Origin of the sequence: Flagellimonas ochracea (assembly GCF_009903685.1) — a bacterium.
Taxonomy (GTDB): domain Bacteria; phylum Bacteroidota; class Bacteroidia; order Flavobacteriales; family Flavobacteriaceae; genus Flagellimonas; species Flagellimonas ochracea.
Genome location: NZ_JAAABI010000006.1, coordinates 126,999 through 151,175, shown reverse-complemented (window position 1 = coordinate 151,175; position 24,177 = coordinate 126,999). Strand labels below are relative to the sequence as shown.

Annotated in this window: 20 protein-coding genes and 1 pseudogene; 12 read left to right on the top strand and 9 right to left on the bottom strand. The window is 43.1% G+C overall.

Annotation, left to right across the window (positions count from 1 at the left end):
- Nucleotides 1-2 precede the first annotated feature (2 nt).
- Nucleotides 3-878 (bottom strand): alpha/beta hydrolase family protein, encoded by an 876-nt coding sequence (locus tag GTQ34_RS14595; RefSeq protein ID WP_166524546.1) that lies wholly within the window; start codon nucleotides 876-878, stop codon nucleotides 3-5.
- A 397-nt stretch (nucleotides 879-1,275) separates the two neighbouring features.
- Here GTQ34_RS14595 and GTQ34_RS14590 point away from each other — a divergent pair, with 397 nt between their 5' ends.
- From GTQ34_RS14590 to GTQ34_RS14580, 3 genes are all read left to right on the top strand, one after another.
- Complete coding sequence (locus GTQ34_RS14590) at nucleotides 1,276-1,608, top strand: hypothetical protein (protein ID WP_166524545.1); 333 nt, start codon at nucleotides 1,276-1,278, stop codon at nucleotides 1,606-1,608.
- 338 nt (nucleotides 1,609-1,946) lie between these two features.
- Nucleotides 1,947-2,453: a DUF4199 domain-containing protein gene (locus tag GTQ34_RS14585; RefSeq protein ID WP_313790513.1), complete on the top strand. Its 507-nt coding sequence runs from the start codon at nucleotides 1,947-1,949 to the stop codon at nucleotides 2,451-2,453.
- 370 nt (nucleotides 2,454-2,823) lie between these two features.
- Complete coding sequence (locus GTQ34_RS14580) at nucleotides 2,824-4,131, top strand: TolB family protein (RefSeq protein ID WP_166524543.1); 1,308 nt, start codon at nucleotides 2,824-2,826, stop codon at nucleotides 4,129-4,131.
- Nucleotides 4,132-4,379: 248 nt separating this feature from the next.
- On the opposite strand, the gene GTQ34_RS14575 is transcribed toward GTQ34_RS14580, so the two are convergent.
- From GTQ34_RS14575 to GTQ34_RS14555, 5 genes are all read right to left on the bottom strand, one after another.
- Complete coding sequence (locus GTQ34_RS14575; protein WP_166524542.1) at nucleotides 4,380-4,940, bottom strand: hypothetical protein; 561 nt, start codon at nucleotides 4,938-4,940, stop codon at nucleotides 4,380-4,382.
- Nucleotides 4,941-5,138: 198 nt separating this feature from the next.
- Nucleotides 5,139-5,312, bottom strand: coding sequence for a hypothetical protein (locus GTQ34_RS14570; RefSeq protein ID WP_166524541.1), 174 nt, complete (start codon nucleotides 5,310-5,312; stop codon nucleotides 5,139-5,141).
- A 113-nt stretch (nucleotides 5,313-5,425) separates the two neighbouring features.
- On the bottom strand, nucleotides 5,426-7,513 hold the full coding sequence (locus GTQ34_RS14565; RefSeq protein ID WP_335341374.1) for a xanthine dehydrogenase family protein molybdopterin-binding subunit: 2,088 nt from the start codon (nucleotides 7,511-7,513) through the stop codon (nucleotides 5,426-5,428).
- 68 nt (nucleotides 7,514-7,581) lie between these two features.
- Entirely contained in the window at nucleotides 7,582-8,103 is a 522-nt protein-coding gene (locus GTQ34_RS14560) for a (2Fe-2S)-binding protein (RefSeq protein WP_166524539.1), read from the bottom strand.
- 660 nt (nucleotides 8,104-8,763) lie between these two features.
- Nucleotides 8,764-9,543 carry a hypothetical protein gene (locus GTQ34_RS14555; protein WP_166524538.1) on the bottom strand — a complete coding sequence of 260 codons (780 nt, stop codon included), beginning with the start codon at nucleotides 9,541-9,543 and terminating at the stop codon, nucleotides 8,764-8,766.
- Nucleotides 9,544-10,140: 597 nt separating this feature from the next.
- Between GTQ34_RS14555 and GTQ34_RS14550 the strand changes: the two genes are divergently transcribed.
- The 8 genes from GTQ34_RS14550 to GTQ34_RS14515 all read left to right on the top strand — a co-directional run bounded on the left by GTQ34_RS14550 (nucleotide 10,141) and on the right by GTQ34_RS14515 (nucleotide 19,474).
- Entirely contained in the window at nucleotides 10,141-10,971 is an 831-nt protein-coding gene (locus tag GTQ34_RS14550; protein WP_166524537.1) for a helix-turn-helix domain-containing protein, read from the top strand.
- 245 nt (nucleotides 10,972-11,216) lie between these two features.
- Entirely contained in the window at nucleotides 11,217-11,603 is a 387-nt protein-coding gene (locus GTQ34_RS14545) for a hypothetical protein (protein ID WP_166524536.1), read from the top strand.
- A gap of 33 nt (nucleotides 11,604-11,636) precedes the next feature.
- On the top strand, nucleotides 11,637-11,837 hold the full coding sequence (locus GTQ34_RS14540) for a hypothetical protein (RefSeq protein WP_166524535.1): 201 nt from the start codon (nucleotides 11,637-11,639) through the stop codon (nucleotides 11,835-11,837).
- An 87-nt stretch (nucleotides 11,838-11,924) separates the two neighbouring features.
- Nucleotides 11,925-12,290, top strand: a complete 366-nt coding sequence (locus GTQ34_RS14535) for a hypothetical protein (RefSeq protein ID WP_166524534.1) — start codon at nucleotides 11,925-11,927, stop codon at nucleotides 12,288-12,290.
- Nucleotides 12,287-12,706 carry a helix-turn-helix domain-containing protein gene (locus GTQ34_RS14530; RefSeq protein WP_166524533.1) on the top strand — a complete coding sequence of 140 codons (420 nt, stop codon included), beginning with the start codon at nucleotides 12,287-12,289 and terminating at the stop codon, nucleotides 12,704-12,706. The genes GTQ34_RS14535 and GTQ34_RS14530 overlap by 4 nt, the downstream gene beginning before the upstream one ends.
- A 438-nt stretch (nucleotides 12,707-13,144) precedes the next feature.
- Nucleotides 13,145-16,399 (top strand): SusC/RagA family TonB-linked outer membrane protein, encoded by a 3,255-nt coding sequence (locus GTQ34_RS14525; RefSeq protein ID WP_166524532.1) that lies wholly within the window; start codon nucleotides 13,145-13,147, stop codon nucleotides 16,397-16,399.
- A gap of 22 nt (nucleotides 16,400-16,421) precedes the next feature.
- Nucleotides 16,422-18,143 (top strand): SusD/RagB family nutrient-binding outer membrane lipoprotein, encoded by a 1,722-nt coding sequence (locus GTQ34_RS14520; protein ID WP_166524531.1) that lies wholly within the window; start codon nucleotides 16,422-16,424, stop codon nucleotides 18,141-18,143.
- A 77-nt stretch (nucleotides 18,144-18,220) separates the two neighbouring features.
- The gene (locus GTQ34_RS14515; protein WP_166524530.1) at nucleotides 18,221-19,474 is read left to right on the top strand and encodes a hypothetical protein; all 1,254 of its coding nucleotides are present in this window, start codon (nucleotides 18,221-18,223) and stop codon (nucleotides 19,472-19,474) included.
- A 211-nt stretch (nucleotides 19,475-19,685) separates the two neighbouring features.
- Here the strand turns inward: GTQ34_RS14515 and GTQ34_RS14510 are convergent, their stop codons facing one another.
- On the bottom strand, nucleotides 19,686-20,153 hold the full coding sequence (locus tag GTQ34_RS14510; protein ID WP_166524529.1) for a hypothetical protein: 468 nt from the start codon (nucleotides 20,151-20,153) through the stop codon (nucleotides 19,686-19,688).
- Between the two features lie 11 nt (nucleotides 20,154-20,164).
- Complete coding sequence (locus GTQ34_RS14505) at nucleotides 20,165-20,680, bottom strand: RNA polymerase sigma factor (protein ID WP_166524528.1); 516 nt, start codon at nucleotides 20,678-20,680, stop codon at nucleotides 20,165-20,167.
- A gap of 198 nt (nucleotides 20,681-20,878) precedes the next feature.
- On the opposite strand from GTQ34_RS14505, the gene GTQ34_RS14500 reads away from it, so the two are divergent.
- Nucleotides 20,879-22,573, top strand: a complete 1,695-nt coding sequence (locus tag GTQ34_RS14500; RefSeq protein WP_166524527.1) for a hypothetical protein — start codon at nucleotides 20,879-20,881, stop codon at nucleotides 22,571-22,573.
- Nucleotides 22,574-23,079: 506 nt separating this feature from the next.
- Here the strand turns inward: GTQ34_RS14500 and GTQ34_RS14495 are convergent.
- A pseudogene (locus GTQ34_RS14495) lies at nucleotides 23,080-24,145 on the bottom strand (IS3 family transposase).
- Nucleotides 24,146-24,177: the final 32 nt, after the last annotated feature.

Below are 24,177 nucleotides of genomic sequence, written 5' to 3'. Positions count from 1 at the left end.
TATCATTTGCTTACTCCTATCTTGGCTAACCATGGTCCTATATATTCCAACAAATTGTAACTCACTCCCGTCTCAACATTGACAAAGTCATGATTGCCATTTTTTAGCACTACAATTTCATGTTTGGGGTGTTCCATGGTTTTTAATTCTCTAATAGAAGCATCAACAGGAATAACGGGATCACTAGTTCCAAAAATCCAAAGAATAGGGACATCTATCTTTTTAAGTATGTCTCTTGGGTCAAAGCCTTTAGGTCCATTAAATTCACTCATTTTAGCATCAGCCTCTTTAATGGACATTGGACCATCCAGTCTGTCATCCGTCAATTCACTAAAATATTGTTCCTCACCTGCAGATAAAGGGGTTCCTTCGCCTGAAATAATGAATTTGACTTTATTGTTCTTGTAAGCCGTAAAGGGCATTATCCATCCAGCTTGGCTTCCTCCTAGCAGTCCAATATTGTTTGAGTCTACTCCTTGTTGTCTGGCAAGAAAATCTACCCAAAGGGACATGTCATTTGAAAGAAGATCAAACGATTCTTGGCTTTCACTGAGATTAAAGCGTCTATAAATACCTTTAGATTCTCCTACACCCCTCTTATCATATGCAAGCACGACAAAGCCCAGTTTTTGAGCTAAGTAGGTATAATATCCTACATCTTCATAGGTGGAAGGAGCGGATCCATGACCAACTACTATTGCCGGAGTTAATTTTCCACTGTTTTGTGGGGTGTACAACACTCCGTGCTGTTTAAAGTTGTCTTTGGAAGTAATAGTTACATGCCTTTCTCTATAGGATGTTTTCTCTTGTGAATTATAGTTAAATCCCATCAGAATAAAGGCTAACGACTGGAGGATGATATGGAAGTTGATCTTCATGTTTATGTTATTTTGTGAAAATGATTGTGGCTAAAATGTGCGAACTGAGAGATTATTGTTCAAAACTTCCCGTCTTATATAAATCCCATATAATCATATTTGTAAATACCAAGCTCAAATCGCTTCCTTAATGCAAGTTGTTTAAAAAGGATCAAATAAAGGTGCTGAAACTTATTTTTGAACTAATAACACCTATTTCAATCGAGTTCTGCCTGTTTATCAACGATACTGAGAACTCCTTTTTATTCCGTATCTGACTACAGGTAGTTATTTGTTGTTGGTTGCTCTGAAAATGCCGAAGGATGCTCAACATGGTTCATGCTTGTGAGTTTCAATGCTAATCTGTACTATTGCTCATAGTTTGATTCGTTGTGCTTTGTTATTGGGAGTGATAGTTATGACAAAAAAGGTTTTTGCTTACATCTGGGAATATATTGTCAAAGAGGAGTATATGACGGAATTTGAGAAAGTATATGGCCCTGAGGGAGATTGGGTTCAATTATTTAGAAAGGGCAAAGGATATTTTGCAACTGATCTTGATCAAGATATGCATAGTACAAATCGATTCCTAACAGTTGATTATTGGAACACAAAGGAAGACCGGGATAATTTCCATAAAAAATACTCCAAAGAATTTTTAGAACTTGATAAGCATTGTGAAAGGTTTACGGAGCAGGAAAGACTGATAGGCGATTTTGATACTACAATGAACAGATATTATAAAATGTAAGGGACATTGATACAAATGTTAGTAATTGCAAAAAAAAAGAAATTGGGATTTTTCTGAGTGGGTCTTTAAAAAGTATTTTAAAAATCAGTATCAATTTCCATGTTCACTCCAGTAAATAAAGTCGATTGAGTATTTATTCATTCTTTGGAATACGCAAGAAGCACTTTGGCTCCGTTTGTCCTTTTTAATTTGAAGATGAGGATAAAGGTTTGTAAACGAAATGGTATTCCTTATTGCTAAAGGTACCGTACAATGTGGTACTCTTATTTCTTTTAGAACCTTATCCATCTTTTTTTTTAAAAGCTTGCACAATAATCTGAGCGACTTTTGCATAATTAATTGCAATTTTCTCAATAAACTTTGATAACCTGGGAAAACAAGTAATTAGATATGGTCTAATATTGTCGATAGCGACTATAATTTATTTCCTATTGACCAATTTATTGGGAGTATCCGGCACCGAATGGGCAGGTTGGCTTGGGTATACCCCATACCTAATAGTCATATTTATTGGCCAAAAAAACCTTGACAAGGTTTATCAGACATCATATAAGTCAAGATTTTTCTTTGGTGCTCTGATTAGCTTACTGGCGGCAATGGTGAGTTCATTGTTCATGTATGTTTATTTGACTTATATAGATGATCTCATGGTAAGAACGGTAGTTGAAAATGCAATCAACACACTGGATAAAGAAGATGCCAATTATACCCAGTTAGTTGTAAAGATTAAGGAAGGTATTACGCCATTGTTTTATTTAAAGTTTGGGACTCTGGCAGGTATTGTTGTTGGCATCTTAGTATCGGCCGCAACTGCTATTTTTACGCGGAAAATAGTAAAAAATTAGGCGTAGTTAGGGGTTGTGAACCCAATTAAATTTGGTAAAGATCACTATTGTCCAGTCGATGCCCCTTTAAGTGGTCCACATTCTAGTTGATGGAATTGGGTCAACTATAAATTTTAAAAGTCAAAGCTTTTTTGGGCCAACAACAGTAAAATTATTACAAATTAAAAGACGTTGTTTTTTTTGCTTTTAAGTATACGGGACTAATCTCGGGGCTAAAAGTTCTATTACCGATTGAGAACTTTTTTCCAAGATTTTTGACCCCCCACAATGTTTTAATAGTCGGGGCGGTTAAAAGGAAACATTGAAACAAATAATACAATTGTGATTTTGATTTATTTTCTGAGGTGAATTTTCAATTTAATTATGAATTATGAGGAATTTTCTATTAATATGGGTACTTTGTTCTTTGACGAATTACGGATGTCTTTTTGGACAGAAGGGTAATTTTTTTCAACTTGGCGGGGTTTGGGAGTTTAAATCCACGGATGGCAAAAAGCTTGAATTCAATTTGAGTATTTTGAAATTGGATGATGAATTTCGAGGAAGGTTTGAAAGTTATTCGTTGGGAAATACTTCTGTTCAAATAACCAATATTGGCAACGACTCCTTAATTTTTTTTGGTATCCTTGGTTCTGATTATAAAATCCATGGTGAATTTAATCGAGTATCTGATGATGTTGTGGAAGGAACTTTCACTACCAATGGGTCACATCAGAATTTCTCAGGAATAAAAATATCAAAAAGTGTTACTAAGCTAATCATTGAATCCTCACCAAATTGGTCAACCCCTGCAAGTGCTTTAATTTTGACTCGGGAAGAGCTAGGCAACAAAGACCTTATTAAGTATTCCAAAAAGGAAGGGGAAATTAATCTTACCAACAGCAAAACTGTTGATGAAGAAGGCGCCGTTTGGTCCAATAAGGGTAGTCAAATTGCATTTTTTTCCAATGCTTCTGGAAATAAGGAGGTTTATATCATGAACCCAGATGGAAAGCAAAAAAGGCAAATCACCCATGGTGCGAATTCCCCCGATTTATTGAATTGGTCATTTGATGATAAATATTTGATGTACTCAAGTCCTGAGGGTCCTTTCATAATTCATGTCAGTACAGGTATGGCACAAAAATATTCAGTAAACCAACCGAAATCTTACTATGCACGGTTTTCCCCCAATAATTATGATATCTCATTGACCACGACTGAGGGCAAGCAATATGACATAGCCTATATAGACTTCAAAACTAAACATCTAAGCATTATTGATAGCGTTCAAACACCTGATTTCAATCAATCAATTTCTCCAAATGGAAAAGAGATTATTTGGGTTTCCCTACGCGATGGCAACTCTGAAATCTACAAAATGAATATCAAAACTAAAGACTTGATACGATTGACCAAAAACACTTTTCGGGATAACAATCCGGTTTGGTCACCTTTGGGCGATAAGATTGCATGGGTCGCCCGCCCTGAGGATAAACCAACCGTATATGTTATGGACAGAACAGGTGGAAAAAAAGTAAATGTTGCCAAGAGCAATGCTTCAGACAACAATCCGGTATGGGGCCCAGATGGCAATACTATTTTTTTTGAAAGCGATAGAACGGGTGAAGCAAGAATTTATGCATTGGTCTTGGATAAAAGTACCCTCTATTCTGTATCAGACTTTTTTTCAAAGTAATCAATCTAATAGGATTTACAGTCTGTGATATGTTTTTGCCACTTGGGAAATCAGAAAGAACCCATAACTACAAAATCCAAAAGTTTGGGAATGTATGTTTCGCCACTAGTGTCCCGCCCCTTGGGGAGACGTTACAAAATGTGACACGGATTCATCCGTCATCGAGGTTGTCCGATAAAAGGCTGCCCAACAATGTCTGGAGAGAAGGGATAAACTGTCTCTGGATAAACCAAACCATAATAGGACGCTTATTGCACACGGATGGCTTTAATAATACCAAAATCCTCAATCCAACTCCTACCATTGTCATACGATCGGTCTGATTTCCATTTGAAACCATTTTCATCCATATCGTAAAATTTAATCCTAGAAATGAACTGCCTACCCTCCGAATCCTTATTCTTGGCAACCAAATGCATCTCACCACCCTTCCTTTTCCCATGAAAAGTATCAATCCATTCTCTTTTAATGCCGTCATAGAACTTCATCGTCCAAGTATCGTCTATTGGATCGTACGACCTATAGGTGATTCCCAAGAAATGTACATTGCCTAGTTTATCCTTTATTGAGAATTCATCGGTAAAAATATACCCGTCCAGTAAATAGTAACCATTCCATTGTCCTTGGTAATCCAAATACCCTCCTTTTGTTTTGCTTCTTCCCAGGACCGAGAAGTTTCCAGCCAAAAACTGAAACTGTGAAAGCCCTTCGGGGGCAATGGGATTTGGAGCAAGTGAGACTTGCCCAATAAGGGTATGTCCTGTGAACAAAAGAGTCAACAGAAGACTTAGATGGCAAAATCTGTTCATTATGTTTACATTTTGTTTTATTCTAAAATTCCCTGACTGATTTCCTAGGCACAATTGTTGGATTCTGTAAGATGTTCCCTTCCTCTATTTGTCAATGGTTTTGAGCTCACGCTCATCAGTGCCAACAGCCCAAGGACCCATATTCCCACCAGTCCAAGGTAGTGCCGAACAGGGATATCCCGGAAAAGAGGTAAAAAACTACGATTTGCCGATTCGAAGGCCTATTGAATACATCGACAGGCCCATTAATTGTTCCCTCCATACGCCGTAAGAGCCCAGTATCAGGACCAACAACCCCAGATATCCCATTGATAAAACGCCGCCCCATAAAATATTGCCACCCAAATTCCCATCAGTGATTCCTTCAAGCATCTGTTCATTTTATTAACTTATACTCCACCCCTATATCCCAATTGTGGTGGGGCATAACCCGAGAGGACATATCCATTGGCGAATCGATCAATACCAGATCTTCTCCAAAGGCGCTAAACGATTTTTGGCTGCTTTAAGGGCAGGTCCCTAATTCTTTTGCCAGTTGCCGCATAAACAGCGTTCAAAACTGCTGGAGCGAGACCCGGAACAGCAAGTTCACCGATTCCTGTCGGAGCATTTTCATTATCCACAAAATACACTTCTATTTCGGGAACCTCTGCCATTTTGAGCAGCTCGTATGTATCAAAGTTTCTTTGCTGAACCCTTCCATTTCTCACCGTTATCGGATTCTTCAAAAGTGCTGTCAACCCCCAAACGATACTGCCCTCCACTTGGGCCGTTGCCTGGCTTGGATTGATTACGAGACCACAATCGACCACTGCGGTGACCTTATGGATCTTCAATATATCCTCACCGACTATCGAAAGGTCTACTATCTGGGTGCAGTAGGAAGTGTTATAACTGATTGAGGAAACCCCTTGATAAATGCCCCTTTCCTTACCTACGCCCCAATTTGCCTTTTCAGCGGCAATCTCCAAGGTGTTTCCAAGTTTATCGGGATAAAGATCATCACCAACCCAAGGTTCAAAAACCTGTTCCACGACATCTGCGTTCTTCAATAAACCGATTCTAAATTCGAGAGGGTCTATCCGTGCCCTATGTGCCAATTCGTCTATGAAGCTTTCCAGCGACAGGCCCCAAGGGTGGGCCGCCACACTTCGCCAAGAAGCCCTAGGCAACAAACGTGGATATCTGTAGCCCAATGGCCTGTAAAAGGTAGTCGGTATTCCATAGGGAAATGGAGTAAAACCACTCGGGCCCGCTATCGCTCCCTTATATTTGAATGCAATAGGAACCCCTTTATTGTCCAAGGATGCCTCCCAGTTATCTACCCAATACGGATGATTTTTAGAGGTAGCCAACGTATCTTCACGGGTCCAGGTCACCTTGACAGGTTTTCTAAAATGATTGGAAAGGACCACGGCCTCTTCAACATAATCCGTAAAAAAGCGGCGACCAAAACCGCCACCGGAAGGCAGGTTGTTTACGGTAATGGCCGCTGGAGGAAGTCCCATAAGTTCCGATATCCGGTCCCTGGTAATGCTCGGGGACTGGGTGCCGGCCCATATTTCGATTTTATGCCCACGATGGTATGCCGTGGCATTCAGGGGTTCCATACATGCGTTGGCCTGAAAAGGGGAACTGTAATAGGCTGAAAAAAAATCGTCACCTTTTTTAAATACTCGGTTTGCTTCGTCTATCTCCAAACTGATGTCATTGTTGGAGAGGCTGTCCTGTATCAATTCCCTTTTGATGTCCTCATCTGACTTTTTGGCATTGGCTCCACCATCCCATTGAATTTCAAGAGCCTTCTTCCCTTCAAATGCGGCCCAGGTGTTACTCGCAAGGACCGCTACACCGTGCCGTACACCCCCTTTATAGTCATCAGGTTGCTCTTCCAAAGGTTTAACCTGAACGACCTCGATTACCCCTGGAACTCTTCTGGCCTTATCATCATTGAAGGAAACCAAACGCCCACCCCATACGGGACAACGTTCTATTGCAGCGTAGAGCATGTCTTCAAACTTCAGGTTGAGGCTATAGTTTGTCCTTCCCGTGGCCGCCAACTTGGTCTTGGGCCCTATGATGGACTTGCCGATATATTTGAACTCGCAGGGCTCCTTCAGCTTTACATCCTTGGGAGCAGCCAAAGTGGATGCGATCTCCAGGAGCTCACCGAAAGCTGCCTTTTTTTCTGAAAGCCTATGATTTACTATTCCCTTTTCACAGTAGCAATCCTTTGGGAGCACTTCCCATTTATTGCATGCAGCAAGAATAAGTAGTTCCCTGGTGGTGGCTATCGCCTTTCGCAGGGCAGGCCATTGCATACGAATGCCATTGCTGCCCCCAGTATCCTGCATATTACCATACCGTTCGCTGCTGCCTGTTGAGAATTCGATTTCAATTTGGTCCATGTCCACTCCCAGCTCATCAGCAGCAATCATTGCCAGCCCCGTGGAAGTTCCCTGTCCCATTTCAGACCGGGCACACAGAAACGTAATAGTGTTGTCCGGACTTATGCGAATGAAAAAATTGGGCATCCAGTTTTGTTTGGACCTCTTTTTTGGGGCACATCCCACGGGAATGGACACACTTATCAACAGACCTCCCCCGCTGATTGCCGCTGTTTGGATAAATTCTCTTCGTTTTATGGTAATAGTGATTTGTGACCTTTGTTTCCAATGGTCTTGATTGATATGTCATTTTTAGTGTTTCGTAGCATGGAAGCAGCCTGTTTGATGGCCTTTCGAATTCTTAGATAGGTTCCGCACCGACAGAGATTACCTGCCATTGCCTGATTGATATCCGCATCCGATGGATCTGCATTCACGCTCAAAAGAGCCAGTGCGCTCATTATCTGCCCACTTTGGCAATAGCCACATTGTGGCACATCATTTTCTATCCAAGCCTTTTGAAGTTCATGCAGCCTTTCTTCTTCGCCCAACCCTTCAATGGTCACTACATTATTATTGGAAAGGGAGTCCAGAGATCTGGAACACGATCTTACGGGCTTGCCATCAATCAAGACGGTACAGGCCCCACAGACCCCTATCCCACAGGAATACTTGGTTCCCGTTAATTCCAGAAAATCACGCAGAACCCATAGTAAGGGAACATTTCCTGGAACATCTAGGGAATGGTCTTCTCCATTTATCTTAATGGTTTTCATATGCATTTTTTTAAGACAGGTTTGGATTACAATCTTTCGTATTGCTTTTTCATCGCCCGGCAATACTTGTTGGCCGGATTAATGGTCTTTTGTTTGTGAAGCTATTTAACCATGGACAACTAGAAGTATCGAAATGACTTTCAGAACCTATTTTTCGTAATAACCCAAATATCTATGTGCCCTGTCATACCCCACCTGATTGTGCAACGCTCCCCAATCCCAAAGCAACACTTCACTCGGTAATTGCTATGGTACAGTTCCAAACCAAAACAGATTTGTCCTTTCGCTAGCTCTTCTATGGACCATAGTACACAGTGGCCAAAAGTGACATGATTAGTTGCCGTTGCAGGATTACGAAAAGCCATTTAAAATCTACTTTCTTGGTACAATCTTCAAGAAACTGATCAAAACTAATCCAAGATTGGGGACTCCTGCCGTGGAGTTCAGGCAGGTACCAATCAGAATGGACCATATTTTCACCCTGCACGAGTATCCCAAATGCCGAGATCGTCCCTAAAGGACTCTAGCATGGCAAAGGTTCAAACGCTTGGTATCCAAAACCAAGTTTAGGGCACTTCGGCACCTGCATTTCCTTGTTTATATTCACCTACTGCGTTTAAAGGCCGCCCAGATTCCCTGAAAAATCCAGTAATATCACGTTCAATCCACATTGATACCTTGGTGCTGTGAAATAGGGAGACTTGTAGCCAACCTATAGCTCCAACCCAGTTTGGGAATATCAATCCTTATAATCCTATGGGTCTTCCTGTCAATATAAAAGGTTTGTTCGGCCATACCGCCCTCAAAAGACATAACGGCACACTCTTTATTGCCCATGTGCGTCGCCAATATCTGTTCCCCCTCATATTTTAGGTAAACAATTCTGAATGCTAAATCAAGAACATTGAATTGTTTAAAGGAGACATTGTCTTCCCTGCTGTCCACTAATTTAGGGAGGACGAAAAGGCCCAAGGACCTATCGAGATGGGAAGTTTCTGCGGCAATCAACGTGTCCTTAATTCCTGAATGTACAAAAAGGGAATCGTTATCGACAGACCATTCAACCTGTGTTCTTTTTACTTTTCCTGTATATTCTATCTCGGCCACAGTGGATATCATCCTGTGAATTGAGTAGTTATACGCTGTGGCAAGGGTCTCTTTGAGCACATTGTCATTAAAAATGGCTTCTACCTCCTCATGAAACCAGAGGATATCGTCGCTGTAGTAATACTCGATTTGGGTCCAGCCCAGGGAATCCCCCTCCTGTAACATGGCATACTTCAATTTTTCGGCAGGAACCCGGTTTTTAAAATCGGTACGGGACACTTCAGCCAGTTGGGCGGACAAACCATACACCTTAAAGAAGAACAAAACTGCAATGAGCAAAACTTTTTCCATATCTGGCACAAGTAAGGTGCACCCAAGCCAATAAAGGTTCATGAATTGGTTTGGGAACCTAATTTTTTGTAAGCAAGGATTCCTAAGGCCCAGGGCATCCGTTTTAGGGATTTGCCGAAAATTACGGTTGCTTCATACCGGGGAGACCTTACCATTCTCAATATGTTAAATATCCCGATACTGCCTATACTTGGTCATAAGGTTGCTTACATTTGAAGCTAATCAATAATTTTGCACATTTCAACAGTAATGGACAGATGGTATACTACGACCTGGCTTGATATGATCGTTGTCCCCTTCCTATGTTGATTGGAAATTAGGATGAGAGCTGAATTGTTATTAAGCATACTTCGTGGTGCATGCATTTTTCAATGCTTGGGCATCGCGGTCGTTTTTCTAGCTAAAAGAAATCAAACCCATCATCGCAATATTTATCTCGGATTTTACCTACTTGGGGGCTCATTTAACTTTGCGTTGCCCTTTTTTGTTGAAAGATTCGGGGGTTTAGCCTATTTCCTTGATTATTTTACAACAAGTTTTTACGGACCGCTGCTTTTCCTTTTTTTTGCCTCTTACCTCCAAGTACGACCCTTTAAAGAATTCTCGCGCCACTCCACCCTTTTGTTGTTCTTGCCCCCCATGTATGTGACGATTTATTTCCTTTCAACCATTATGTTGGGTGGATACCCTTCAGAAAATCCCATTCCGTTGCTCTCATTTCAAATTGACTTTTTCAATACTTTTTTATTGTCCTATGTCCTATATAAATTTATAAGATCCCGGGTTGCGATCATTCAAAAGAACCCATCGGGCAAGGGCAAATACAACACGTTATTCGCGTTGATCTGCTTTGCCATCCTGATGAACCTGAATTATTATCTGGTGAAATTCCTTCTTATCTCGGATTCTGTCCTTTCAAACAATAGGGAAGCCATAATAAAGATTGCCAACATCCAATTTATCCTAATCATTGTTTTTATTAACGCACTGGTCTATGTTGCCTTAAAGTTCCCGGAACTTTTGACCGACGTCAAGGTCTTGCGAAGTCATATCACCTCATTGAAAGATGGTAAGTACAGCTACAGCTCATTGACGCAGGAAAGAGCCAAATCCATATTGGACAAATTGGATGGGGTCCTGAAAAACCAAATGGTCTTTAAGACCCCGGATCTAAAGATTGAAGAGGTTTCCGAGATGATTGGAGAGGATTTCAAGGAGGTTTCCCAATCCATCAACCAATATCGGGGAAAAAATTTCAAGGATTATGTGAATCACCTAAGATTGGAGGAAGCGGCCCGGCTCCTCTTGGCCAATGACAAATCGGACTGGCGGATCAATGAAATCATGTACGAGGTCGGGTTCAATTCCAAATCCCCGTTTTATACGCTTTTCAAAAAAAAGTTTGGAATGACCCCCAAAGAATACCGTGAGAAGGAGAAGCCCCAACTGCCTTCAGGAAATAAGCTCTAACCTCCTTGACTTCATCCATTGTTACCTTTTCCCAACCGCATCAGGCAGGCCATTGTATTTTCAATATGGGTACCTAGGCATTTTTGACAGTCCAATTTCCCCGCCGAAAAGAAACCTCCAAACGAGCTGAACATGTCAAAGGGCCCTTAAAACCTGTAATGAATATTGTTTTTTTGGTTCTGGAACTCTTTTCAAAACCGAAGTGATCCAAATTAAACAAATCTTTAGAGCATAATAAGATTCCAATGTTACAGATAAGACTCTTATTGGCATTTATTTCGACCTGCTCCATCTCTATCGTTTTCTCGGTGACCCATAACATTATGAAAATGGACTTTCAAAATGATTATGGCATTTCACAGCCCAATATACTCTACTTTATCCTTGGCCATGTAGTCTATTCCATCGTTTTGTTAATCCTATATCGCATGTATCAAGTCCATTACCCCACGCTTATCGATGCGCTTAAATTCGCATTGCTGCCGGTCATAATCGCTTTGCTTCCAAAATATGGTATTTCCACGTTGGATCATAATGTGAAACTGGTCGAGTTCATCCAGGACATTGGTATGAATCTATTGGCAAGTGTTCTCATCATTTTAATGATCAGGCATGTGCTCTTTAGTGACTAGTGCTTCACCATTTTCGATTAAAAAGTGAAAAACATGAAAAATAACCCTCTCAATTATTCCCGACCAATAGAAAAGCCACCAGGAGCTACCTTACTCATTGGACTCCTGCACATTCCTCTATTTTTTTATGGCCAAGGTGATGCGCAGGATAAACCGCAAATAGATAAGGTCATCTCAGGACTCTACAGGGCCATTTCTTTTGAAAAGGGAGAACAATGGGAGATGGAATTTTGATTTCATATTACCACGCCCCAGGCAACGATTTGGGTCGTGGATACAGGGTTTCAGGGTACGTACGTGTCAAGAACAAAGGCCGAAATAATGAAAAAAATGCAGGTGGTATCCTTCAGTGAGCTTGAAATCAATAAGACCACCCATTTATTCGGTAAGGTGGCCCAACGTTTCAGCACCGATGAGTTTGTGTTAAAAACACCCCATGGGGAATATATCATGAAAGGAGTGAACATGATTCAGCTTGTTAAGGACCTATACCAAGGGTGGACGGTCCTTTCACCCGTTTTGAGTGACGAGAACACTTATAGCGACATCTCCAAGGAATATCTGAACGGAGTTCACTCCAAAAAAAAGTTCATGGCGCACCGATACCATAGATTCCCATCCATTTGTCCAAAACATAGGCCATTATTTATTCTTGAATCTACACGGGTAATAGTATTTATGGGATGAAAGGCTTTCTGGACTTCATAGCGTACCTTAATACTAGGCAAAGACCTAAGAAATACGAAAAATTAAGTATCTCCATTGAGGAGGAATTCCATATTAAGAACGAGATTGAAAAGATTATGCGTTCCGGTCTCTATAAGATCAATGACCTTGATCTGCAACAATTATCGGAAGCCGTATCCGCTCAAAGACATAAGGTATCCATGGTCATCAACAAACATTATAGATGCAATTTCAACCAATGGCTCATACATTTCAGGCTTGAAGAGGCCAAAAGAATGCTCCTTGAGGAACCGGCAGCCAGTATAAAAACCATCATTTTCGAGTCAGGTTTCAATAGTACCTCCACCTTTTACGAGGTTTTTAAGAGACAGACCTGTCTTACACCCAATGAATATCGTAGAAACAGGGGTTACTGATTACTACCGATAACCTGCACAAATTTTTATGTTACTGTTTTTCAAACCTGCATAGTACATGGTGCTGGAACGTCCCTTTTCCGACACCCATTGAATAGACCATGGATTTGACCACTTAATGAACCTTACTTTCTATCTAGATTGGAATCCAACATCCTTGACTGCCCATAACATGTTAAAAAATGTCCGGTATTATAATTTCGGAATTAGACAAAGGAATTCCCGTTGATTTCGGACATCGTAGCAAAGCATTTTCATTTTGTTTGTTTTGCAATTGTAAAGGTAGGGCGGTGAGAGGCCACACCATTTAGAGAAGCAACCCATTAGGTTTTGTTCTCGTTTGTGTTATTTGAATTAGCTATTCCAAATTCTTTCCCGCCCGCCTTTCTCAGTTGCACTAACTCAAAATAATCATTTACTAACGAAACTTTTAATTCTATGAAAGTAAGGAAACTGTTGGGGATTCTTTTGCTTACGTGCATTTGTACTACAGCCGGATTTTCCCAAGAAAAACAGATTACAGGTACTATTACGGACGCCGATGGGCTTCCACTGCCTGGGGTCAACATTGTCGTTGAAGGGACCACTACGGGTACCCAAACGGATTTCGATGGAAATTACGCAATCAGTGCGAGCGAGGGCCAGGCCCTGCTCTTCACCTATATAGGGCAGCGACCTGCCAGAAGGGTCATTGGTGCGGCGAGCGTTGTGAACGTTCAGATGGAAGAGGATACCCAGGCCCTTGAGGAGGTCGTTGTGACCGCCCTTGGTATCAAAAGGGAGAAGCAGGCACTTGGTTACGCAGTGACCGAGGTCGGCGAGGAACAGTTGGAGTCAAGGCCCGAAGGTGACGTTGCCAGGGTGCTCCAAGGCAAGGCGGCAGGTGTACAGATCACCAACCAGAGTGGCCTTTCAGGTTCTGGTACAAATGTAGTGATTCGTGGCAACTCCACTTTCAGCGGTAGCAACCAGGCACTGTTCATCGTGGACGGTGTGCCCTTCAGCTCCGACACCAACTCGGTCGGTAGACAGGGTGATAGACGGGATTTCGTAAATGGTAATAACGGTTCGTCCCGTTTCCTTGACCTGGACCCAAACAGCATCGAGAGCGTGAACGTACTTAGAGGTTTGGCAGCCGCCACACTCTACGGTTCACAGGGACGTAATGGGGTGATCTTAATCACCACAAAAGGGGGTTCCGTTAGAGCTTCCGGTCCCAAAAAGACCGAGATCACCGTGAACTCATCGCTCTTCTTCAATGAGATTGCCTCGTTGCCCGATTATCAGGATGAGTACGGTAACGGCTTCGATCAATCCTTTGGATGGTTCTTCAGTAACTGGGGCCCCAGTTTCGATAGAGATGGACCGTCAGGTTGGGGCAACCAGAACGCCATCGATGACAATGGCACATTGGCGCACCCCTATTCCACTTCCACATCGGCCATCCAGGCGGCGTTCCCTGAGTTTCAGGGGGCACGCTACGAATGGAGGCCCTATGACAGTGTGAAAAAGTTCTTCAAAACAGGGACTGTGGCCAACACCTCGGTCAATGTCAGGGGAGCTTCCGACGATGGAAAGATAGGGTACAACCTAAACTACGGCTACCTCAAAGATAATGGGTTCACGCCCAATAACAGTGTTACACGTAACACCCTATCGGTTGGGGGACGTGCTATACTCACCAACAAGTTTACCGTAGCGGGGACCTTGAACTATTCTAGGACAAAATTCGTCTCCCCTCCCGTGGCACTCAGCCAGGGCAACGGTGCGACCGGTACCGGTTCCTCTGTGTTCGGCGACCTTTGGTTCACGCCAAGGAGTATTGATATTCAAGGACTTCCCTTCCAAGATCCAATCACTGGTGGAAGTGTCTACTACCGCCAGAACAACTCCATACAGCATCCACTTTGGACCATTGCCAATGCGGAGACCAGTCAGGAAACCAATAGAACCTTTGGACAGGCAACGGTACAGTATGACCTTACCGACAATCTGAACATCATCTACCGTGCCGGTATCGATATCTACAGTGAGAACAATGTGAACCTTCAAAATAGAGGAGGTATCAACAGCAACAGTGGTGATGTGCGGCTCCAGAGCGGAATATATGCCACATGGAACAATACCAACACCATCTGGGACCACAATCTGGTGCTGAACGGCGATTATGATATTACCGATAAGATAGGGTCCACCTTCAACGTGGGTGCGACCTCCAGGAGGACAATCTTTGACCAGAACGGTGTGGCCAGTGATGGCCAGCAGGTCTTTGGGGTATTGAGACACTTCAACTTCCTCAACCAGAACGAGATACAGAACTTCAGCGAGCAGAACATTGTCGGGGTCTACGGACAGGCCGATTTTGACTATGACAATATGGTCTATGTAACCTTGGCGGGAAGGAACGATTGGGTATCCAATTTTGCCAGGGACAACAGGGCCCAGTTTTATCCCTCTGCCAGTGTATCCTTTATACCGACCGCCGCTTTTGACGGATTGAAATCGGAGAACATATTGAACTACCTCAAGATTCGTGGTGGTATCGGGGTATCGGCCAACTTTGATGCCGGTAATACCAACTACCCGACCGTGAGCACGTTGTTCCTTGATGCACAGGATGTACAGGACGGTTCGGGACAGAACGTGGTGACCAATACAACAGGAAGACGTTTGGGGAACGAAAATCTTCAGCCTGAGACCTTAGAGGAAATCGAAGTAGGTGTAGAGTCAAGATGGTGGAACAACCGTATCACCTTTGATGCCTCTGTGTACCAACGTAAGACCAATGATTTGATCTTGGACAGGTTCCTTGATCCAGCGGCCGGGTTCTTGAGAACTTCAACCAATATAGGTGAGATTGAGTCCGAGGGTGTAGAGGCCGACCTTGGCGTCGAGTGGTTCAGGGCCGCAGAAGAGGGAGGCTTCTCTTGGAGGACCAATGTGAACTTCACAGCTTATGAAACAACGGTCACGGACCTCGGCCTGGATACCGATCAAGTGGTATACTCCGGTTTCTCCAATTTGGGTAATGCAGCCATCGAGGGTGAACCTTTGGGGGTCTTCTTCAGTAGCCGTATCCTAAGGGACGCCAATGGTGAGTTTGTGGTAGGTGCCGATGGTAACTACGTGCAAGACCCCGTGGACGGAATCATTGGTGACCCCAACCCGGACTGGGTGGCCAACGTCATCAACTCCATATCCTACAAGAATTTCACCCTTGGTTTCCAATGGAACTATACACAAGGTGGGGACGTATACTCCAGTACCATTTCCACATTGTTGGGAAGGGGATTGATCGTCGAGACCCTGGACAGGGAGGATACGTACATCCTGCCAGGGGTGGATACAAACGGAAACCCCAATGAGCTGCAGATCAACAACTCGACCTTTTGGTTCAGCAACATCCTTTTCGGGCCCAGCGAACTACAGGTGTACGATGCGACCACCCTTAGACTGCAGGAGGCCTCCATAAGCTATGCCCTGCCAAGCAAGTTCCTGGACAGGACACCTTTCGGAGCATTGACCTTTACGGTATCCGGTCAGAACCTTTGGTTCAGGGCCTTCAACACGCCCAAGGGAGCCAACTTCGACCCCAACACGGCCGGACTTGGGGTATCGAACGGACAAGGTTTTGACTTTATCAACGGCCCAAGTTCCAGAAGATATGGTCTTAGCGTTAAAGCAACATTCTAAGAATAAAAAAACTATGAGAATAATGAGAACTATCAATAAATATTTAGCGGCAACGGTCCTCGGGACAATGCTTGCGATGGTTTCCTGTGAGACTACCGAGCTGGACCTTACACAAAACCCCAATGCGCTTACCCCTGAACAGGCAAGCCCAGACTTTTTCCTGAGCTCTATCCAAGAGGACTTCATTCGACAGTTTGAAGGGGATGCAGATTTTGATAATAATGATAACTGGGTTTCTGGTGGTGCCACCACAGGTGATGGTTTCAATGAGATAGGCATGGAACTCACCCGTATCGTGAACCTGAACGGCCGTAATTATACTAGTGCCTACCAAGGCTCTGATATGAACGACGAATGGACCAACGCCTACCAGGGTGTTTTGAACGATATCCGCCAGATGCAGCCCTTGGCCGAGGAATCTGGGCTTACCCACCACATCGGTATTGGACAGTTCATCGAGGCTTTCCTTATGGTCAGTATGGTAGACTTTTTCGGAGATGTGCCCTATACCGAGGCCATACAGGCCGAATCGGGAGAGCCCAACTTCAATCCCGCGGTCGATAGCGGTGCCAGCATCTATGATGCCAGTCTGGCCCTTTTGGACCGGGCTATCGACAACTTTGCCAGCGAGGCAACTTCTGATCCCGAGGTCGATTTCTACTATGGCAATGATTATGGGCTTTGGACCAAGGCCGCCAATACGTTGAAGATGAAGATCTATATGCAGAAGCGTTTGGTGGATGGTGGTGCCCTTGCAGCATTCGATGCGATCGTTGCCAGCGGCAACTACATCCAGGACACCTCTGAGGACATGCTCTGGGAATGGCCCGCTTCCAGTGCCACACAGCCCGATACCAGACATCCCAGATATGGCATAAACTACCAACCGACCGGTGCGGGAGAATACATGTCCAACTGGCTTATGAACCTGATGGACACCTCGGATGACCCTAGGATTCGATACTATTTCTACCGCCAGAGTCCAGGGGTGCCGGGGGCTCCCGGTGTGGATCCCAACGAGGAGACCTTGAACTGCTCCTTGGAGGCCCCACCGCAACACTACGTGGATGGTGGATTTACCTTCTGTTGGTTGCCCAACGGTTATTGGGGCCGAGACCATGGGGATGCCGATGGCACACCCCCTGACGGTCTTTTGAGGACCACCTATGGGGTATATCCCGTGGGAGGACTTTTCGACGACGATACCTTTGCCGAGATTTCCCAGAATTCTGGGACCGGTGGTAATGGGGTCAGCAACCTGTTGACCGCCTTCGGTGTGGACTTCATGTTGGCAGAGCGTGCCATGGTAGCTGGTAATGTTTCAGGGGCCCGTACCGCACTGATCAGCGCTGTGACCAAGTCGATAGAAAAGGTACAGGCCTTCTCCACCCCTAGGCTGGCGAGTGCGGATGCATCTTTTGCCCCTTCCGATGCTGACGTGAACGGCTACATCAGTGCTGTTGGCACTGCCTTTGACGAAGCGGATGACAATGGCAAGTGGGACATATTGGGTGAGCAATATTTTGTGGCACACTTTGGCAACGGCGTGGAACCCTATAACTTCTACAGGAGGACCAATTTCCCCACGACCCTGCAGCCCAATTTGGAGCCAGATCCCGATGTGTTCATACAATCCATGTACTATCCTATAAATTCTGTGAACAATAACTCGAACATCTCACAGAAGGCCAACCAACAGCAGCCTGTCTTCTGGGACGACAATGGGGTGCCGCCCGCTAACTAATAAAAATTGCAATGAACAAAAATTTAAAATTCATGAAAAATTTCAAGATATATATACTGCTCGCGATCGGCGTCCTTATGGCCGCCTGTAGCGAGGACGACAAGGTGACCCTGTTCGTGCAGGACAATTTCACCGCTGGTGCAATCCTCAGGACCTTGGACCAGACAGGGGCCCTGGACATGTTTGACGAGGATGTTGAACTGACTTGGTCCATCCAGGAACAAGATCGAGAAAAAGGCGGTCTTTTGGATCGTGTAGAGATTACCCTGAGCTTCAACGACAACAACGCGGGAGGGAATTCAAGTTCTGGGACGGCCTTGGCCACGATCACCGAGTTCGGTAGCACCGACGGGCTCCCCAGTTTCGACTACAGGATCACCTTTGGGGAGCTGTTGAACGTTGTGGGGCTTTCGGTGACAGATGTACTGCCTGGAGACCAGTTTGTAGTCGATATGGAGCTGTTCCTTACCGATGGGCGTTCCTTCGGGGCCGACAGCACAACGGGTAACGTGAGTGGAGGTTCCTTCTTCAGTTCGCCCTACCAGTACTCCTATACTGTGGACGATGGTATTGAGTTTGAACTTGAGGACGTAAATGCCAACGAGGTATCGCTCACCAATCCTAACGAGGATTATGCCGTGACCATTATTATCGGCGACTCGACCTTGGTTGCCAATGGCCTTGTCCAAACCGTGAACGTGTACCGTAGGTTCGTCGACCGCAGTATTGATGAAGGAGAAGACGACCTCTCTGAGGATGAGGCACTTTTCGATACCTTCGATTTAATGTCCGATTTCATGGTTGATGCCGAAACAGCTATCGCAACCTACGACTTTGTCGTTACGTTGGACGATCTCTATGGGCCGAACCTTACCTTTGATGACCTTGGGCTCAATGATGGCTTCAACCTGCGCTACGAGTTGATAACTTTTGATGGCCGCGTGGTCACCGTGGACGATGAGAACGGTATCGGAGAGGAGTTCTTCGACTCTGTCATTGTGACCGAGTGTATCCAGCTCAACGCCGATGCCCCGTTTCCAGGGGAATACACCATCCAGTTTACCGACACCTTCGGAGATGGATGGGACGGGGCTAGATTCGATGTAACCATAGATGATGGGGAGACCGAGAGCTTTACCTTGGAAACTGGTGGGAGCGGAGAGGCCACCTTTACCGTACCGGAAGGCACCACTACCTTGTTAATCGAGTATGTACCGGGGGCCTATGAGGAAGAACACATCTTCAGGATCTTAGATCCAAACGGAAAGGCTGCTGCCGATGGTGGGCCTAACCCCACTCCAGGTCCAGTCGAACTATTGGTCTGTGAATAAACAGATTGCAATCTTCATAAAAAGGGCATCCATTTGGATGTCCTTTTCTGTCTTGTCCGGAGAAACCTCTATTTTTCGATGTCAAATTTGTTGGTCCATTAAAACTTTTGGGTTTAAGTCTACATGTTTAGGGAAGGCAACAGTTTTTTAAAACTGTCTTATAAATGGATTTTTTTATTATTCGGAACTTTGGTAGCGACAAATTATATGTTTAACGACCGGTCTGTGACGTCAAATAAGACAGCATTAGGAACAATAGAACAAAACAAACCAGAATAATAAAAATATTCAACCATTTTACTCTTATGGAAAGTATGATTTCCTTCTTAGAATTTTCATATCGAACATGCACAATTCCTAAAAGATTAAAAATAATTGCCAATATGGGCCCCAATAAAAAAACCATTCGGATAATCCAATTCAGAATTGACGTGTCACCAAACCTGTTATCATGTTCAACTATCCAATCATATACGAAGGTCAACATCTTAATGTCGATTTGTGTGTAATTGTTAAACATTAAGCCAACCAGAAAAAGAAAGGGTAGGCAAATCAAAAGACCACCTGTGATTGCAGTCTTTTTTGTATTCAACAGAACCATTCTAAATTCCTGTTGGTGCTTCGAGACATCAACACTTGGGACCTCTATTTCTTTTAATTTTCTTTCAAAATCTGACATTCAGCTATAATTTAGTTGGTCATTATTTTTCTTAGTTTCGAAATACCGCGGGAAAGTAAAGACTTTACCGTGCCTTCTTTTTTTTTTAAAATCTGTGATATTTCTAAAATTGTCATCCCTTCAAAGTACTTTAAACTGATTACATCGGAATAATTAGTGGGTAATTGTTTAACTGCCTGATGGAGTTTTATGAATTCCATATTTTTTTCAAATTCAATATTCGCTGATTCAATTTCCTTTTCAATTTCATAAGAGTGTAATTCTTCCAAATAATTTCCATATACATTTTTGATCAAGGTTGGGCTATATTTTTTCGACCTAAAAAATAGATTGATCTCATTTGAGGCAATTCTATAGAACCAGTGGACTACCGGGATACCCTTTTCCTCATAGTTGTCAAATTTTAAATATGCTTTTAAAAAAGTTTGTGAGGCAATATCATACGCCTGGTGAAAATCGCCCGTACGTCTCAAACAATAATTAAAAATGACCGAATAGTATTCATCATAAAGTTTATCAAACAACATTTAAACGTTTAGTACTACAATGCAAAAACTGCCTTTAAGTTGCAATAAAATCCTCTTTTTTCTAAAATTCAATTGTCAGTGCAACCCATTTACTTTCCATGTATTATAAAAGTATAACAATTCATGTAATGGGTCCCAGATGGCCTATTCGAAAAATAGATTCCCAGGATTGACAACACATACTTTAATAAATACATTATGAAACCTTTAAAATTCCATTTTCTAAACATTTGTGCAATTGTTTGCCTTCAAGGATTTGGCCAGACCGTTCTAGATCTCCGTGAACCCCTAGGGCCATATGATGTGGGTTTTAAAGTAATCCATACCTATGACTATTCCAGAAATTTTGAAGGAAAACATAAGCAAACGAAACATCCAGAAGGTAAGAATCATTATAGGCCAATGCAAATTGGGATATGGTATCCTGCGGAAAAATCGGAGTCATCAGATTTAATGAAATATGAAGACTATTACCTTCTAAAAGCACATGAAACTGGCCTGTTAAAAGATGCTGACACTTTGAGACAAATGGTCATACGGGAATCGGACCCTATTGAGGAGAATCAACTATTGCGGGAATTAAATTCAAACGTGTTCGCAAGCTGGGACGCAAAACCTGTTATGGGAAAATTCCCTACAATAATTTATGCGCCCAGTTGGTGGTCAACAACTTTTGAAAACGAATTACTGTTCGAGTTTTTGGCAAGTAATGGTTTCATTGTTCTATCCAGTCCAAGTATGGGGCCCAAAACCCGGGAAATGCCCATAAATGAATTAGGGATTACAACGCAGGCAAGAGATATGGAGTTCCTTATTGGCACGGCTATTGGATTATCAAATGCAGATGCCGGTAAATTGGCAGTTGCAGGATTTAGTCTTGGAGGACTGTCCAATGTTTTTGTCGCCTCCAGGGATGTTGCCATTAAAGCCTGGATAGGGCTTGATCCAAGTGTTCACGAACTTTATGGTATTTTCAAGGATTCCCCCTATTACGACTATTCCAATTTTAAAATGCCGACCCTGTTTATTAACTCGGAGACATTTATTCATTCACTTCCTTTTTATGAAAAGCTCGTTTATAGCGACAGCTATGTATTCGATTTACCCTTCTTGACCCACACGGATTTAGCTTCCCAATTCCTTAAGTTAAACTTAACACATAGTGCTCTCAGTGAAGCTGACATGGAGAAGAAAATATTTGGCTATAACCTAATATGCAATTATACCCTCGCTTTTCTCCAAGGCGTATTCCATGAGGATTTAAAATTTGGTGATATGGTCGCAAAAAAGCTAATAGTCTCTTTAAGGGATAAGAAAATGGGTGTGAAATTTAAATCTAAAAAAGGGCTTCCCCGACCCAAGGAATTGACCCAAGCCCTATTTAAAGAAGATCAGAAAAGTATCAAGGTTTTTTTAACTAGCCTAAATACTTCCAACGGTAAATTTCCATACCCAGAAGGTGAATTTAGAAAGATTGTGTTCAATGTTCTTAAGTCCAATGAAAAACTAGGAAACGAAATACTTGAACTTTATGGTGAATTTTATCCTAAATCCTTTTACAATGATGTAGTTTCACATATTACCCCTAACGAATCAGGAATCATGTTCAAGACCATTTATGAATTTAATGGGGACTGTAGCTTTACTTATGAGCAGATCAATCATTCCGCTCACAGACTTTTCATGTCTGAGCTACCGGAAGAAGGAATCAAATATTTTGAGCTTAATCAAAAATTATATCCAGAAAATTATATGGCCAACTTCAATTTGGGATTGGGGTATTTTTGGCTATCCGAATTTGGGGAAGCAAAACATTATTTCAATAGATGTTTGGAACTAAATCCAGATAAAAGATATGAGGGACTGGCCCATGACTTTTTAAAGAAAGTGTAACGGTTTGGGAGGCATGGTTAATTGGATAAATAGCCCATAAATCCAATTGTGTTTACTTCATCGATAAATTATGCCTTGGTCTATTGATAAGTAGTGTTTGTCAATAAAAGATTAGAATTTTGAGAAAATCAATTTTGATACTGGCGGCTGCATTGGTTTCTTTTTTAATTCCTGCACAGATACCCATTCAAACATTCCTAGCAACACTGGTTCAGTAAGCGGCTCCATTAAAATTGCCGAAATGATTTTTGTAAGGGAATGGGGGATGACCAAATAAGAAGTTGGATTCAGGGTTAGATCAATTTTCGGAAAACGCCACATGAATCAATTCCCAAGTATATTATTTTGAGGCCAAAGGGAATATCGTGTAGTCCCATAAAATGATGGCTGAAAGATGGCTGAAAGGGAACTGTAAGTACCCCTAGATTAGCTACAAGTTAGGTTATACAAATTACATTATTGTTTGATAAGGAAAAGCTAGCTTTTTCATATTTCCTTAAAAACTTCTATGGCGTCAGTTTTTGTAGCGCCTCATGGGGTCTCTTTTCATTGTAATGTTCCATCCATTGTTCGGTCAACATCGTTACCTGTTCCTATTCCAGTGATTCGAACAGATAGGCATTGCCCACCTCCTGTCGGTAGCTCCTATTGAAGCGTTCGATAAGGCTGTTCTGGACAGGTTTTCCGGGTTGGATATACTTGATCTCGATATCTTGTGCCTTGCACCAAAGCTGGAATTTGGCAGAAGTGAACTCCGGACCCGTTGTCCACCCGAATAACGGATGGTCTCCCCCTGAATGCCACCAGCCTGTCCAGTTCCCTGACCAATCTCCGTGAACCGATTGAGACATCGGAAATGCTCCAAAGAGCTTCACTGTTAAAGTAGTCGATGACGTTCAGCACCTGGAATGTCTTGCCATAGGCCAAGCTGTCCTGCATTAAGTCAACGCTCCAGACAATATTCTGTCCAATGGACGGGGTCAGCGGCTCTCTCACCCGTATTGGAACCCTGTGCTTTTGCTTATACCTGACGTTGAGTCCCATCTGCTTGTAGACCCTATAGACAACTTTATGGTTCCATAGATGTCCTTGGAGACGAAGCATCAGTAACATTTTCCTGAACCCATAGGTAGGATGTTCTTGGGCCAACCGCTCAAGCGCCCCAACAATGTCCCCATCTTCCTTTTTCCTTGGGACGGTAATAGTATATCGAGGTGCTCAGGCACAATAGGACACAGGCCGTCCTTAAGCCCATTCGGTGCTCGGAGACAAGGAAATCCGCGGAGGAACGTTTATCGGCCGACCCTAAAGCTTTTTTTCAATCAAGTCTTTCAAGACATAGTTCTGATGGGCCAATTCTGCGTACATCTGCATGTAGCGGGACAGTTCCACTACCATTTCCTTTAGCTTCCTCAATTGTGAGGTGTCCATGCCCTCGTATTTGCCCTTCCAATTGCAGAATGTGGCTGCACTGATGCCATGTTCCTTGAACAGTTCCTTAACGGAAATGCCCGCCTCGTGCTGTTTTAAGATCTTGACCACTTGGGTCTTGGTGAACCTGCTTCTTTTCATGTCTCCAAATTCAAGGTTATTCTAATTTTGAC

Bases quoted from the DNA above. Each gene is read 5' to 3' on its own strand.
- GTQ34_RS14595 (WP_166524546.1), bottom strand. From the start codon at position 878: ATGAAGATCAACTTCCATATCATCCTCCAGTCGTTAGCCTTTATTCTG.
- GTQ34_RS14525 (WP_166524532.1), top strand. From the start codon at position 13,145: ATGAAAGTAAGGAAACTGTTGGGGATTCTTTTGCTTACGTGCATTTGT.
- GTQ34_RS14590 (WP_166524545.1), top strand. From the start codon at position 1,276: ATGACAAAAAAGGTTTTTGCTTACATCTGGGAATATATTGTCAAAGAG.
- GTQ34_RS14505 (WP_166524528.1), bottom strand. From the start codon at position 20,680: ATGTTGTTTGATAAACTTTATGATGAATACTATTCGGTCATTTTTAAT.
- GTQ34_RS14580 (WP_166524543.1), top strand. From the start codon at position 2,824: ATGAGGAATTTTCTATTAATATGGGTACTTTGTTCTTTGACGAATTAC.
- GTQ34_RS14515 (WP_166524530.1), top strand. From the start codon at position 18,221: ATGGCCGCCTGTAGCGAGGACGACAAGGTGACCCTGTTCGTGCAGGAC.
- GTQ34_RS14510 (WP_166524529.1), bottom strand. From the start codon at position 20,153: ATGTCAGATTTTGAAAGAAAATTAAAAGAAATAGAGGTCCCAAGTGTT.
- GTQ34_RS14575 (WP_166524542.1), bottom strand. From the start codon at position 4,940: ATGAACAGATTTTGCCATCTAAGTCTTCTGTTGACTCTTTTGTTCACA.
- GTQ34_RS14530 (WP_166524533.1), top strand. From the start codon at position 12,287: ATGAAAGGCTTTCTGGACTTCATAGCGTACCTTAATACTAGGCAAAGA.
- GTQ34_RS14535 (WP_166524534.1), top strand. From the start codon at position 11,925: ATGAAAAAAATGCAGGTGGTATCCTTCAGTGAGCTTGAAATCAATAAG.
- GTQ34_RS14545 (WP_166524536.1), top strand. From the start codon at position 11,217: ATGTTACAGATAAGACTCTTATTGGCATTTATTTCGACCTGCTCCATC.
- GTQ34_RS14500 (WP_166524527.1), top strand. From the start codon at position 20,879: ATGAAACCTTTAAAATTCCATTTTCTAAACATTTGTGCAATTGTTTGC.
- GTQ34_RS14540 (WP_166524535.1), top strand. From the start codon at position 11,637: ATGAAAAATAACCCTCTCAATTATTCCCGACCAATAGAAAAGCCACCA.
- GTQ34_RS14560 (WP_166524539.1), bottom strand. From the start codon at position 8,103: ATGAAAACCATTAAGATAAATGGAGAAGACCATTCCCTAGATGTTCCA.
- GTQ34_RS14550 (WP_166524537.1), top strand. From the start codon at position 10,141: ATGTATGTGACGATTTATTTCCTTTCAACCATTATGTTGGGTGGATAC.
- GTQ34_RS14520 (WP_166524531.1), top strand. From the start codon at position 16,422: ATGAGAACTATCAATAAATATTTAGCGGCAACGGTCCTCGGGACAATG.
- GTQ34_RS14570 (WP_166524541.1), bottom strand. From the start codon at position 5,312: ATGCTTGAAGGAATCACTGATGGGAATTTGGGTGGCAATATTTTATGG.
- GTQ34_RS14555 (WP_166524538.1), bottom strand. From the start codon at position 9,543: ATGAACCTTTATTGGCTTGGGTGCACCTTACTTGTGCCAGATATGGAA.